The following is a 14,003-nucleotide window of genomic DNA, read 5'->3' as shown; positions in this document are numbered from 1 at the left end:
GTACTCCTATGTACGTTATATAACGATACTAGTTAAATTATGGATTGATTATTTTTGTAATGCGTCCCAAGATTCGTTAGCACGTTCAACGAATAAGTTACGGATGTTAGGATTTTCACCTAAGCCATGAAGGTAAGTATCTACTTTGAAGCCTTCTTTTTCAAGGATGGATTTATGGGAATCTGGTTCATTACCAGCCATGTCATTGTTTGCATGGTCGCCTGCAACCATCATGAATGGCATCAATGTAACGTGCTTAATACCATGTAATTTTAATTGAGGGATAACTTGTTCAAGATTTGGAGTACCTTCTACTGTGTAGACGAATACATTTTTCATACCAAGAGTATGGATGCGGTCTTGAATTACAGAATAGTAAGCATTGGAAGGATCTGGAGTACCATGAGCCATGATAAGAAGACCGTCTTCTTTGCCTAATTTAGGGAATTGAGATTGAACAGCTTTTAATGTTTCAATAACTTGGTCAGTTTGGTTTTCTTGACCCATCCAGTACATAAGAGATGTACCAAGTGTCATTTTTTTGAAATTATCTTTGTACAAATTATATACTGCTGCATCGTAGTTGTATTCCATACCAGGAATTACATCAAGGGATGCTAATGCAACGCGAGTGTAACCGTCTTTTTTTAGTTCAGCCAATGCTTCTTCAGGAGTTGGGTATGTAATACCTTCTTTTTGTTGGATACGATCACGAATAATATGGCTTGTGAAAGCTGTAATTACTTTTGTGTTTGGATGAGCTGCTTTAATAGCATCTACAGTTGCATCGATTGTTTTCGCACGAGTATCTTTATAAGTTGTACCAAAGCTCATAACAACCATAGCATCTTTGTTTGGCAAGTTTTGTAAAGCTTCAGTATTGTGTGTACGAACACCGATTGCAGAAGCTTCTTTTAATGCTGGAGTAGGGTCTTTTACTTCAGGATTTAATTGGTATGCAGCATTAGATACAACAGGTGCACCAAAGGATACTGCAAGACCTAGAATAGCGGATGCTAAAGCTAATTGTTTTTTCATTTCTATACTCCTAATTTATAACTATAACTACACTAATATGCAATCATTCACATAGTTCTAATATAATGAGAACTATGGATTTATCGCATATATATAACCTTAAATCAATCGTAGCAGAGGGGCTAAGGAGTGTCAATAAACCCTATACCCCTAGAAGTATAGAGAAAATAAGAAAGTATTAATAAATTAATGTGATGAATATAGTATGATAGTACATTTTATAATTATATTCTTGTTGGTTATAAGGATATGAATATGTGAATATATAAGTGATTTTATTTGATCTTTATTTAGGCATATTTTGATGGGGCCCCATAACATTACTACAAATATATTAAAAATGATGCCCTATATTTGTTTGCTCCTCGTTTCTGATGTCGCTACACAAGTACAGGGCATCATTTTTATTACTGTAGTTATGTAGGCGTCCCATCAAAATATGATATATAATAAATATAAATATAAAATTTTAGTAAAATAAAATTATCATATAAAAGAGAGAAGGACTATGTTTGTTTTTTTTGAGAGAGAACAAATTCTTTTAAAACAGAATGTATACGATCTACTACATAATACTAGGATAGGTAGAAAAGCTTTTTTACTTATTGTTTGGTAAGGGATCTTGGCAATTTGTAAAAGACCTCTAGGTTTATATTCTATGAAATAGGAAATAGATTATGATATATGATTTATTAATTTTAGGCATTAGTATATGGTTATTATATGATATTTTTCTTATGTATAAAGCAAAGAATAAATCACAAGTCCTAATAGAGTTTATATTGCTTGCTGTATTAATTGCTGGATACTTAATAAATAAACTGTATGAAACTAACTATTTTGTATCAGATACATATTTTTATTTAGGTATGGTATTAGCGGTTATTATATATTGTTGTATATTATGGTTACATAGGTATAAATATATAAATACTGACGACGAGAGAAAAAAGAAAATATAATTAATTCAATTCTAACAATTCATGCAATCATATTTTTATATGGATTAGTGATGGTTTGGATAGTATTCTTTTAGATTTTAATATAATTCTTAATTAAAACATGGTGTTGGACTCCTTTGAGTTTAACATCATTGGTAGATATGTTTGAGAATATTGTAAATGGAGGATGGATACCATTGAGTAAATCAGATTTTCAAAATAATTTTACTAAATATAAAGGGTAGATTATGCATCTTAAAATAAATATCCCTAATGACTGTAATTTATTCAAAGCTAATATACGAGCATTAGGAGATTCTAATATTTTTAGAAATAGACGTTTAAATATTATAACAGCAATAACATATTATGCTGCGATAGTATTTATATTCTTAATGACAATGGCTTTAGGTTTTTATGTTAACCCTAGATTATATAGCGTCTTTTTTTATGGAATTGATATGATAACTAATATATTGTTTTTAGTCGTATTGGGATATCGATGTCAAGATTATGGGATTCATAGATATATAGGTATTCTATGTGTTGTTATAATTAGTTCCATTATTACGTTATATTGTGGTGGTGATTTTTTTGTAAGCCCTAGTAATTATATTTTAGCGGTATCAGATACAACTATTTCTCTTAATAAACCCTTTTTTTTCATAGTAATGAATAGAATGATTTTTTTATTACTTTTAATTCCTGGAAGTCAAAAGAATTCGTATGGTGATAGACCTGCATCTGGATTTTGGGATGGCTCTTATTTAGTAATGGATCCTTTAAATATTAAAATTATAAAGATTAAGATTAGAAAATTATGGAATAATTTAATTGGTAAAAAGGACTGTGATGATACATTAAGGCATGGTAATGCTATAAAAGAGCAAAAGTTTGAGTTTATGGAAGTTCTCCAAAAAATTCTCATTAAAGATATTTTTAATTTTGAGGGCCGATCTTCTAGAGATGAACTGATGATATTTACTATGCTATTTTCTGTGCTATCAATGTTATTAAGTTATATAAATATATTTGATATATTGAATAGTTATGTTGTTAATATTTTTATAATTGACGTCTTAGTCGCTATTATTATATTAGTACCTTATATAAGTTTACTTGTTCGTCGTCTTCATGATAGTGGAAATAGTGGTCTTTGGCTTTTCTTTATAGTAGTTCCTATTGTAAACATATATGTTTTATATATGCTATTTTTTAAGCCAACCTATAATGATGATACAATCAAATGCTGAAATTGATTTTTTATTTATTTTTAGAGAAAATTGATAGGTTGGTATGTTTGAGAATATTGTAATTGGTCTCTTTGGCTTATTAATGGTGAATTATCTCGTCATATTTGAAGTATATTTTAATTATTATTCTTTGTGTTGCTTGTGTCTTTGATCTATGGCGTCATAATCGCTCAGGCAAAATCACAGCTGGCGACAAGAGAATGTATGATACCTTTATAGGTCGAATTAAGTTCATTGTTATGTTTTTACTTGTTTTATGTGGTGTTACATCGGTTATACATTATTTTGCTTGATTTTGATATTTTTTCTCATTGACTTCTATAGATTAATCTTGTACTATTATTACATAGTAGTTGATAACAGTTTTCAATTGTGAAAGTTGTTTCATGTATGAGTAATATGGAGGTCACATATGAAAGGCATAATTATTGCATCCTTTGGATCAATTTACCAAGATGCTGTGGAGAAATCCATTGGCAGTATAGAGAAAAAAGTACGTTCCATGTATAGTGATATGGAGGTACGCCGCGTATTCTTATCTGATGCATTAGTAGAGAAGTGGAATGAGAAATACGAAGATAAGATTTCTTCTTTCACAGAGGCTATGCAAGATTTCGCTCGTATGGGTATCGATGAGGTGTACATTCAACCTATTACCTTGGTGGCAGATCAGTGCTACCAACAAATGCGCAAACAAGCATTAAAATTTTTACATAGCAATGAATATGGTTTTAGTCAGGTTAATATTGGTAAACCATTGCTTACCTCTTTAGGTGTAAAAAATTATGCCGATGATTATGAAGCAACATTAGAAAGCATAGTTCGTCACGTTAATACAAAAGCACTTAATAAATCTGTTGTGCTCATGGCGAATGGTCAAAATCAATTAGAGTTCAGTACATTGCAATTAAAAGCGATGTATGGAGCAGCGCCAAACGTAGTAGTATTTACTACAAATGGTTTCCCTACATTCAAACAAGCTCTTACTTTCTTGGATCGTATGGGGCATAAAGATTTATTAGTTGTACCATTGGCTCTCATAGGTTCAACACATTTAATGGATTACCTTGGCGGTGAACGCTCCGATTCCATTTATGCTTTACTCGCTGAGGAAGGCTACAATGTTGACATCTGGAATGAAGGGCTTGGGGAAAACCCACATGTACAAGATTTATTCTTGAAACATTTAGGTCAAGCTATCCGCATGTCTGATCGGAAGCGGCCCATGCCTAGAGAATCTGTAAAACCTGTCATGACAAATTCTCGCTTGGAAGCGCAAGGTTTGATTTCTTGATATTTGTTATTACATAATTAGACATACAACACTCCACTCTTTCACATTAATAAAAATCCTCCTTGTTGGATATCCAATGAGAAGGATTTTTACTTTTACCATGAAAGATAAGAATAATTTCCATTTTATACGTACCATGGTATGCCCCTAGAGAATGGTCTATGGTATGATTAAGATACATTATTAGTTAATATAAGGAGACATTCATGAAACAAGCTATCTTAGTTGTTGCCTTTGGGTCCACTGTGGACAGTGCTCGTGAACATAATATTGATTCTGTAGTAGAACATATTCGTAAATCGTATCCGGATTATACTGTAGAATTAGCTTTTTCGTCTCGTATCATCGTTAAGCGCTTACGTGAGCGTGGTATTGAGATTCCTACTGAACAAGGGGCGTTAGAAAAACTGATTCAAGAAGGTTATACACATGTATATGTGCAGCCACTTCATTTCACCGGTGGTGAAGAGTTCGATAAATTAAAAAATAATATCCTTGCTCATGAAGGTGAAGGACAACTCGAAGTGTTGCGTGTAGGTAGACCTCTCGTATACTACATGGGACAAGAAGAGCATCCAGATGATTACCAAATTTTGATTGACCGTTTCATTAAATCTCTTAATATTTCCAAAGATGATGGTTTGTTATTGGTTGGTCATGGAGGTCTTGGTTCTGGCAATTCTTCATATGGTAATTTACAGTTTAAGCTAATCCGTAATGGACTTACGAATGTGCGTATTGCTGTACTTGAAAACGCACCATATGTGTCAGATGTAGCAATGCCTTGGGAATGGCTTGATGGTAAACGCCCGAAAACAATTTATGTACATCCTTTATTATTGGTACTCGGGGATCATGCACAAAATGATTTATTTGGTGACGAAGAGGATAGCATAGTGAATGAACTCGCTGAAGCAGGATATGAGGTTAAACCAATTCATAGTGCTCTAGGTGAATATGAAGCGATTCATGATATTTTCCGTCAACATGTGCAAGATTGTATCGACGATTTGTATGGCAAACGTAGCCCACATCGTCCTGCAATACCAAATATTAAATAGTATCTTTGTATATATTGTATAAATTGGTTATAATAAAAGATATTGCAATTATAAATAGAGTGTGACTATAAGAATAGGAGATACCCATGAAAGGTAAATTATATGGTATTGGCGTAGGCCCTGGCGATTCTGAATTAATGACTGTGAAAGCTGCTCGCATCGTAGGAGAAGCAGATATTATTATCACACCTAAAACAGAAAAGAAAGATGGTTCCGTAGCCCTTGATATCGCATCCCCATATATCCAAGAACATACAGAAATCGTTCCTGTAGTATTCCCAATGGTGTTGGATGATTCTACGCAAGAGGAAGGCTGGCAAGAGGCTAAACGCGTTATCTTGTCTTATTTGGATGAAGGTAAAAGTGTTGTATTCTTAACATTAGGTGATCCTATGTTCTACAGCACATATATGTATGTATACCGTTTGATTGAAAACACAGGGCATGAAATTGAAACAATTCCTGGCGTTACTGCATTCTGTGCTATCGGATCTCACCTTGGCTATCCAATCGTAGAGAAGGAAGAGGTATTGGCCATCGTTCCAGCTACAGCGCCTAAAGAAAAAATCGATGCTGTATTGGCTGTTGCAGATGATGCAGTTATTATGAAGGTATATAAAAACTTTGATGAAGTACAAGAAACCTTGATTAAACATAATATGGCAGATGATGCGGTTATGATTAGCCGTGTAGGTTTGCCTGATGAGCAAGTATTCGTAGGTTTAGATAATATGCCAAAAGATACTAAACTCAACTACTTATCTACAATTCTTGCAAAACGCAAGGATCGTTAACAAACACATCGTATTACGAGGTAATATCTATGAACACAGTACAGATTCCACGTGTTGTCATTGCTGGTACCAACTCTGGTGTTGGTAAAACAACTATCGTAGCGGGTTTATTGGCCGCTTATGCAAATGGTGGACGTACGGTGCAATCTTTTAAAGTGGGCCCGGATTATATTGATCCGGGCTTTCATAAAATTGCATCCGGCCGTGACAGCTATAATTTAGATACGTGGCTCGTGCCACCTCACAAGTTGACTCCTTTCTTTGCTACAATGGCACATGATGTAGACCTTGCCATTATTGAAGGTGTTATGGGCCTTTACGATGGTGGTCGAGAGGGCGTTAGTTCTACGGCTCAAATTGCTAAACAGTTAAATGCACCGGTGGTGCTTGTTATTGATTGTAAAGCTATGGGTGAAAGTGCAGCCGCTATTGCTAAAGGGTTCCGTGACTATGACCCAGAGGTAAACTTTGGTGGTGTCATCTTGAACCGCTTAGGCTCAGCCAATCATGAGCGTATGATTCGTGAAGGGATGGATAAAATCGGGGTACCTGTTATTGGTGCCATTTATCGTGATGATCGTATGCATTCTCCAGAACGTCATTTAGGACTTACACCGGTTACTGAGATTGATCCAACAGAGGCGATTAATACGATTCGAGAAGCTGTTGAGAAGATGGTAAATCTCGATGCACTATTGGAAATTGCTACTAATGCACCAACTATCGAACTACCAGATGCTATAGATGTTAAAACCATTGAAAAACGTGTGAAAATCGGTGTAGCTTATGATGAGGCGTTCTCTTTTTACTATCCAGCTAGTCTTGCTGCGTTAGAGGAAAAAGGGGCTGAGCTTGTTTACTTTAGTCCGCTTAATGACTCGGTAATTCCTGATGTAGACGGACTTGTATTCGGTGGTGGCTTCCCAGAAATGTTTTTATTTCAGTTATCTAGCAATGAGTCTATGAAGGAATCTATCCGCCAAGCTAATGCACAAGGTATGCCTATTTATGCCGAATGTGGTGGCCTCATGTATCTTTGTGAAAGTATTAATGACTTTGGAGGTTCTGTATATAAAACTGTAGGTATTGTACCTGCCAATTGTGTGATGCAACAAAAGCTTCAAAAGGTGGGCTATGTTACAGCAACTGCAAAGAGAGATACTTTATTAGGCGCTATGAATACAGCTATTCGTGGTCATGAGTTCCATTTCTCTACAATGGAGCCAACTATAGATGACTTTCCATGGGCTTTTCATTTAGAAGGAGGCCGTAAACCTCAATCGTATGACGGCGGCTATGCAACAAAAAATGTATTAGCTTCTTACTTACATTTGAACTTTGCTGGCTCTGATGAAGGGGCACAACATTTTGTTGATACATGTGCTGCTTATAAAGCCCAAAAGTAATAGATGTATAAATGTATTTAATAGGTTTATATTACTATGTATTATCACAATTACATACATAAGTATTGTAATGTGCAATTGCAATTGCAATTATATTCATATGTATTGTTGTGATCCTATTAGTAAATATGAGGAGAATGTAATTAATCAGGAATAGTTAGTTCTTAAAGTTATTGCGGGACAGTTCGTATTAAAGGAGCTATTATGGAAGAACGTGGATTAATTCTAGTTAATACAGGGAATGGTAAAGGTAAAACAACAGCGGCATTAGGCGTTGTTTTACGTGCTGTCGGACAAGGTTTCAAGGTTCTTATATTACAATTTATTAAGAGCGGTAATGGTTATGGTGAATTGGCAGGTCTTGCTAAACTAGGTGATCAAGTTGAAATTCGCTCTATGGGAAAGGGTTTTATTTACTATAAACGTGATGAAGTAGGAGAAGCTGAACTTGCTCGCCATAAAGAAGCAGCTCAAGCCGCTTGGCGGACATTGGTGGAGGAAGTAAACTCCGATAAATGGGATCTAATTGTTATGGATGAAATAAATAATGCCATTAATTATGAGCTTATCGATGTGCATTCTGTAGTGGAAATGCTTAAAAATAAGCCAGAAAGACTTCATGTTGTTTTGACGGGTCGCTATGCTAAACCTGAAATCATTGATATGGCAGATACTGTAACGGAAATGAATGTAGTAAAGCATGCTTATGAAAAGGGCATTAAGGCTGCTAAAGGAATTGAATTCTAACTAAATTAAAAAAATCGAAAAATATCGAAAAAGAACTTGCTAAAACTATATCGAAAATGTATAATATAGTCATAAGCACAGAGGTGCTCAATATTCTTGACATTAAGTATGTATATAAGACTAACCAGGAGGTTAACTATGGCTGTACATGATTACATTAAATCTGGCGATTTCGCTACTGAAAAACACGTTCCTGTTATCGAAACAGTTGACACTGTAAAAGCAGGTGAAACATTCCACGTTACTTTATCCGTAGGTAAAGACATTGCACATCCAAACACTGTAGAACATCACATTGATTGGATTAAATTGTACTTCGTAGCTGAAGGCACTCAATTACCATTCGAAGTTGGCGCTATCGAGTTCAACGTTCATGGTGACGGTGCAACTGCAAATGAAGGTCCTGTAGTAGCAGTTTCTGAAGGTACTTTAGCAGTAGCTTTGAAAAAATCCGGTAAATTGATCGCTGTTTCCTACTGCAATATTCATGGCTTGTGGGAATCCGAAAAAGATATCGTAGTTGCTTAATTAACTAAAACAACTAATAAAGACCAGCCCGAGGGCTGGTCTTTTTGTATATCTATGTGTTTACATAGCTTAATAATGAGGTAAAGTTAAACTTCCAATAGTAGATATTTAATGGCATTATGGCTAATACATGTTAGGATTATTTAATGCATATTCATAATATTATAAACATATTATTTGATTTTTAGTGTCCGCATAAAAAGGAGTTTTGTATCACTCCAGTGGATTAATTGCTGTACATCCCTTTACAGTGCTATTTGTTTGTGGTAAAGTATATGCATATTGATATTTAGTAAACATAGTTAAATGAGGGATTATTGTGGCCTTAATCGTTAAAAAATTTGGTGGTAGTTCCGTAGCTACACCAGAAAAAATATTTAATATTGTTGATCGCGTTCTTCGTGAGAAGCAAGCTGACGATAAAATCGTTCTTGTTGTATCCGCTATGGGTGATACAACTGATGACTTGGTGGCCTTAGCTAAACAAGTTACATCCAAGCCGTATGGTCGTGAAATGGATCGTTTGTTATCTACGGGTGAACAAGTAACAATTGCATTGATGGCAATGGCTTTTAACGAACGTGGTCAGGAATCTGTATCCTTAACAGGTGATCAAGCAGGTATTACAAGTAGTGATACGTTTAATAAAGGTCGCATTTTGGGCGTTGATCCTAATCGTGTGTTTGAAGCTTTGGATGAAGGTAAAATAGTAGTAGTTGCTGGTTTCCAAGGTATAACTGAATATGGTGATATGGTGACATTAGGTCGTGGTGGCTCTGATACAACAGCTGTTGCATTGGCAGGTGCTATGAAAGCGGATGTATGTGAGATTTTTACGGATGTAGACGGCGTATATTCTACAGATCCTCGCGTGGCGAAGGAAGCTTTCAAATTAGAAGAAGTAACGTATGGTGAAATGCTTGAAATGGCACGCCTTGGTGCAGGTGTAATGCAACCGCGTGCCGTAGAAATGGGTTTCCGTTATGGTGTACCTATTCATGTACGTTCTACATTTAGTGATAAACCAGGTACTATTATTCGGGAGGATTATACTGTGGAAGCAAATAAACACGTAATTACTGGCGTAGCTGATGATACAAATACAGCAAAAGTAGCCCTTGTAGGCGTTGAAAATAAACCAGGCGTTGCAGCGACTGTATTTAAAGCATTAGCTGCTAGAAACGTTGACGTAGATATGATTGTTCAATCTATCCGTTCCGTGGGAGAACCAAAAACTGATCTTATCTTCACAGTAGCTATGGATGATGTGGTATTAGCTCGAGAAGTATTAGAAGAATTACAAAAAGCAGTAGATATTGAAGCTGTTAATATCGATGAAAAAATGGCTAAAGTTTCCATTATTGGTGCAGGTATGTTAGGACAACCTGGTGTAGCTGCGCAAATGTTTGATATTTTGAGCCAAGAAGGTATCAATATTGAAATCATTTCTACTTCTGAAATTAGTATTTCTTGTCTTGTTGCTGAAGATCGCGTAAAAGATGCCGTTCGTGTAATTCATAATGGCTTATTGTTAGATCAACGAGGTTAATTACTTCATGGATAGTCTACGTAGTTTTATGGATGAAATGCTCAATGACCAAGGTCGTAAGGAAGGTTTCATTAGCGATCTACTAGGAAATCTAAAAAATCAGCCTATTCCAACATTGGAACAAGCTCAAACTGGTTATACAACAATGAGTAATTTACATGGTATCTTCTATGATTACGATAAGTCTGAGGTTACTATTACTTACAAGGTTGTACCAGATATGTATCAACCATATACATTGAGCTTTATACAATTTGAAGCCGTGTTAGAAGGCTTATTAACCTTACGTCGCAATCAAAAGTGGCAGATGCAATATAATAAATAATATGAACCCCATGGGTATACTTGCCTATGGGGTTTTGTAATTCGATAATTATTCTTAACATCTATATATAGAGTCATCGATATGATATAATAAATTATTCAGAGAGAAATCATTATATTAGTATAGAAAGAAGGGACAGCATGGAAATAAATAAGGTTTATTCTGGCTTTCGCCTTGACCGCATTGAGCGCATTGATGAGATCAATGGTACCGCTTATGAAATGAAACACGAAAAGTCTGGTGCACGTTTAATTTATATTGATTCACCAGATTCTAATAAAGTATTCAATATTGCTTTTAGAACCACGCCACATAATAGTACTGGTGTAGCACATATTATGGAACATTCCGTTTTATGTGGTTCTCGTAAGTTTCCTTTAAAAGAGCCATTTGTTGAGCTTGTTAAAGGGTCTTTAAACACGTTCTTAAACGCTATGACATATCCTGATAAAACGATGTATCCTGTAGCCAGCAAGAACGATAAAGACTTCCACAACTTGATGGATGTATATCTTGATGCTGTGTTATATCCACGTGTTCGCGATGATGCAGAAATCGTGATGCAAGAAGGTTGGCATTATGAACTAGATAATGCGGAAGATGAACTTACCTATAAAGGTGTTGTATTTAATGAGATGAAGGGGGTTTATTCCTCTCCGGATTCCGTTCTAGAACGCCAAATGATGCGTGAACTTTTCCCAGATACCACTTATGGTGTTGATTCTGGTGGAGATCCTGACCATATTACGGACTTAACTTATGAAGAGTTCCAAGAGTTCTATCGAGTTCATTATCATCCGTCCAATAGTTATATTTTCCTTTATGGTGATATGAATATTGAAGAGCAATTGGCATTCTTGAATGATGAGTACTTAAGTCATTTCGATGCTATTGAGGTTAATACAGAGGTTGGCTTACAAGCTCCATTTACGGAAGGTAAGGTGGTGAGCTATCCATACAGCGTAGGTTCTGAAGAACCTACAGATAACCGTACTTTACATTCTTTTGCCTATGTTTTACCTGATGTAACACCTGAGCATAGCTTGGCTTTTGAGGTATTAACACATGCATTGTTGACATCTCCTGCGGCTCCTCTTAAACAGGCTTTGGTGAAAGCAGGTATCGGTTCTGATGTGAGTGGTTATTATCTTGATAGCATTCGTCAACCTTTGTGGACCGTGCAAGCAACTGGTTCTAATCTCGATAAACAAGCTGACTTGCAGCGTATTGTGGAATCTACATTGCAAGAACTTTGTGATAACGGTTTAGATAAAGAATTATTAGAAGCTTCTTTGAATAGTATTGAGTTTGCTCTTCGTGAAAGCGACTTTGGTGGTCGCCCAATCGGTTTAGCTTATGTTATCCGTATGATGGATAATTGGCTATATGACAATGACCCACTTGAGTTATTACACTACGAAGAAGCATTAGTGAATATTCGCAAGGGCTTATCCGGTACGTACTTTGAAGATTTAATTCGTCAATCTATCTTAAATAACAATCATAAAGTGCTTGTTTCTATTTATCCTGAGCGTGGTCTTCAAGAGCGTAAGGATGCAGAGGTTAAAGAACATTTAGCCGCTGTAAAAGCTAAGATGTCTCCAGAAGAAATCGAAGCAATTGTAGAGCAAACAAAACGACTTAAACTTCGTCAAGAAGCTCCAGATAGTGATGAAGCGTTAGCGTCGATTCCATTGCTTGAATTATCTGATTTAAATCCTAATATTGAAGAGGTAGAGCGTCGTGAAAGTAAAATTGGCAACACTACAGTACATTTTGTACCTACTTTCACAAAAGGTATCAACTATGTAGGTCTTTACTTTAATTTAAGTTGTCTTACAGAAGATGAGTTGTTCTATGCCGATATTCTAAGTGATATTATCGGTCGTATCGACACATCTGAACGTAGCTACGAAGCATTGGCTAAAGATATCAATATGAACCTTGGCGGTTTAAGCTCAGATATTACGGCTATTAGTAAAGATGGTAAGCGTGATGAATTTACTCCTCTCATGATTGTTCGCGCTAAAGCCTTGCATTCTAAATTACCTGACTTATGTCGCTTGATTAACGAAGTAGTACAAAAAGCAGATTATAGTAACGATAGACGCTTGACTGAACTTGTTCAAGAAAGCAAAGCTATTTGGGATAATGAAGCGTTTCGTCGTGGTAATTCCATTGTAAGTCAACGTGTTATGGCACAAGTATCTGCAGTTGGTAAATTTAGAGATAATGGTAACTTTGGTTATTATCAAAAGATTAGCGAATTGGCTTCTAATCCTGCGGCATTACCATTATTGCCAGAAAAATTAGCTGATGTGGCTCGTAAGATTTTCCGTGCTAACAATGTAGATATCATGTTCGTTGGTGAAGAAGGTGAATTAGAAGCCTTTGAAAATCTCATGAAACCATTGATTGAAACTTGGGATACTACTGACTTAAGTAATGATACATTAAAGATTATACGTTTGTCTGGTAATGATGGTATCGTTACAGCTGGTAAGGTTCAATATGTAGCTCAAGGTGGTAATTTTATAGACCATGGGTATAAACACGTAGGCCCAATGAGTGTATTGGAAACGATTTTACGTTATGAATATCTTTGGATTCGCATTCGTGTACAAGGCGGTGCTTACGGTGCCTTTGCAAACTTCTATGACGATGGTAATATGATTTTCTGTAGCTATCGCGATCCAAACTTGGTAGAAACATTAAATGTATATAAAGAGTTACCTCAATACCTTCGTGAGTTCACGTTGACTGATCGTGAGATGCGAAAATATATTATCGGTACTATGAGCTCTTTAGATTTACCAATGACTCCTGCATTGCGTGGTCCACGTGCGATGGGCATGTATTTTAGCGGTGCTAAACTAGAGGATAAAGTGAATTTCCGTAAACAAGTTATCGCTTGTAAGCCAGAGGATATCGTTGCTTTAGCAGATGTGGTTGAACCAGTATTGAAGGACAATCATATTTGTACAATGGGGAACGAACAAAAAATTAAAGACGCTGGCAAGGTATTTGATAACATTATTTCTCTAGGATAATCGTTTTATATTATTTA

General features: G+C 35.7%; 11 protein-coding genes. 10 read left to right on the top strand and 1 reads right to left on the bottom strand.

Annotated features, from left to right (window positions below; translation table 11 throughout):
* Positions 1 to 48: 48 nt before the first annotated feature.
* Positions 49 to 1,038: a sirohydrochlorin cobaltochelatase gene (locus VPAR_RS05740; protein WP_012864523.1), complete on the bottom strand. Its 990-nt coding sequence runs from the start codon at positions 1,036 to 1,038 to the stop codon at positions 49 to 51.
* Positions 1,039 to 2,380: 1,342 nt separating this feature from the next.
* Here VPAR_RS05740 and VPAR_RS05730 point away from each other — a divergent pair.
* The 10 genes from VPAR_RS05730 (at position 2,381) to VPAR_RS05685 (ending at position 13,986) form a co-directional block, all read left to right on the top strand.
* Positions 2,381 to 3,232, top strand: a complete 852-nt coding sequence (locus VPAR_RS05730) for a DUF805 domain-containing protein (RefSeq protein ID WP_169302144.1) — start codon at positions 2,381 to 2,383, stop codon at positions 3,230 to 3,232.
* 412 nt (positions 3,233 to 3,644) lie between these two features.
* Positions 3,645 to 4,526, top strand: a complete 882-nt coding sequence (locus VPAR_RS05725; protein WP_004696252.1) for a sirohydrochlorin cobaltochelatase — start codon at positions 3,645 to 3,647, stop codon at positions 4,524 to 4,526.
* Positions 4,527 to 4,732: 206 nt separating this feature from the next.
* Positions 4,733 to 5,587 (top strand): sirohydrochlorin cobaltochelatase, encoded by an 855-nt coding sequence (locus VPAR_RS05720; protein WP_012864520.1) that lies wholly within the window; start codon positions 4,733 to 4,735, stop codon positions 5,585 to 5,587.
* 86 nt (positions 5,588 to 5,673) lie between these two features.
* Complete coding sequence (gene cobI / locus VPAR_RS05715) at positions 5,674 to 6,381, top strand: precorrin-2 C(20)-methyltransferase (RefSeq protein WP_012864519.1); 708 nt, start codon at positions 5,674 to 5,676, stop codon at positions 6,379 to 6,381.
* 29 nt (positions 6,382 to 6,410) lie between these two features.
* Positions 6,411 to 7,787 (top strand): cobyrinic acid a,c-diamide synthase CobB, encoded by a 1,377-nt coding sequence (locus VPAR_RS05710; RefSeq protein WP_012864518.1) that lies wholly within the window; start codon positions 6,411 to 6,413, stop codon positions 7,785 to 7,787.
* A gap of 204 nt (positions 7,788 to 7,991) precedes the next feature.
* Entirely contained in the window at positions 7,992 to 8,534 is a 543-nt protein-coding gene (gene cobO, locus VPAR_RS05705; protein ID WP_012864517.1) for a cob(I)yrinic acid a,c-diamide adenosyltransferase, read from the top strand.
* A gap of 138 nt (positions 8,535 to 8,672) precedes the next feature.
* Positions 8,673 to 9,062 carry a class II SORL domain-containing protein gene (locus tag VPAR_RS05700; protein WP_012864516.1) on the top strand — a complete coding sequence of 130 codons (390 nt, stop codon included), beginning with the start codon at positions 8,673 to 8,675 and terminating at the stop codon, positions 9,060 to 9,062.
* 319 nt (positions 9,063 to 9,381) lie between these two features.
* Entirely contained in the window at positions 9,382 to 10,611 is a 1,230-nt protein-coding gene (locus tag VPAR_RS05695) for an aspartate kinase (RefSeq protein WP_004696945.1), read from the top strand.
* 7 nt (positions 10,612 to 10,618) lie between these two features.
* A complete protein-coding gene (locus VPAR_RS05690; protein WP_012864515.1) occupies positions 10,619 to 10,936 on the top strand; it encodes a hypothetical protein in 318 nt (105 codons plus the stop codon).
* Between the two features lie 140 nt (positions 10,937 to 11,076).
* Positions 11,077 to 13,986, top strand: coding sequence for an insulinase family protein (locus tag VPAR_RS05685; RefSeq protein ID WP_012864514.1), 2,910 nt, complete (start codon positions 11,077 to 11,079; stop codon positions 13,984 to 13,986).
* The last annotated feature ends 17 nt before the right edge of the window (positions 13,987 to 14,003 follow it).

This window comes from Veillonella parvula DSM 2008 (assembly GCF_000024945.1).
Classification (GTDB): Bacteria; Bacillota; Negativicutes; order Veillonellales; family Veillonellaceae; genus Veillonella; species Veillonella parvula.
Note: the sequence above shows the minus strand (reverse complement) of the source record. Positions and strands in the feature narration are given on the sequence as shown.

What these genes read in the sequence shown, in the direction of transcription:
- VPAR_RS05730 (WP_169302144.1), top strand. Translation starts at nt 2,381, where the DNA reads ATGGCTTTAGGTTTTTATGTTAACCCTAGATTATATAGCGTCTTTTTT.
- VPAR_RS05740 (WP_012864523.1), bottom strand. Translation starts at nt 1,038, where the DNA reads ATGAAAAAACAATTAGCTTTAGCATCCGCTATTCTAGGTCTTGCAGTA.
- VPAR_RS05720 (WP_012864520.1), top strand. Translation starts at nt 4,733, where the DNA reads ATGAAACAAGCTATCTTAGTTGTTGCCTTTGGGTCCACTGTGGACAGT.
- VPAR_RS05710 (WP_012864518.1), top strand. Translation starts at nt 6,411, where the DNA reads ATGAACACAGTACAGATTCCACGTGTTGTCATTGCTGGTACCAACTCT.
- VPAR_RS05685 (WP_012864514.1), top strand. Translation starts at nt 11,077, where the DNA reads ATGGAAATAAATAAGGTTTATTCTGGCTTTCGCCTTGACCGCATTGAG.
- VPAR_RS05690 (WP_012864515.1), top strand. Translation starts at nt 10,619, where the DNA reads ATGGATAGTCTACGTAGTTTTATGGATGAAATGCTCAATGACCAAGGT.
- cobO (WP_012864517.1), top strand. Translation starts at nt 7,992, where the DNA reads ATGGAAGAACGTGGATTAATTCTAGTTAATACAGGGAATGGTAAAGGT.
- VPAR_RS05725 (WP_004696252.1), top strand. Translation starts at nt 3,645, where the DNA reads ATGAAAGGCATAATTATTGCATCCTTTGGATCAATTTACCAAGATGCT.
- cobI (WP_012864519.1), top strand. Translation starts at nt 5,674, where the DNA reads ATGAAAGGTAAATTATATGGTATTGGCGTAGGCCCTGGCGATTCTGAA.
- VPAR_RS05700 (WP_012864516.1), top strand. Translation starts at nt 8,673, where the DNA reads ATGGCTGTACATGATTACATTAAATCTGGCGATTTCGCTACTGAAAAA.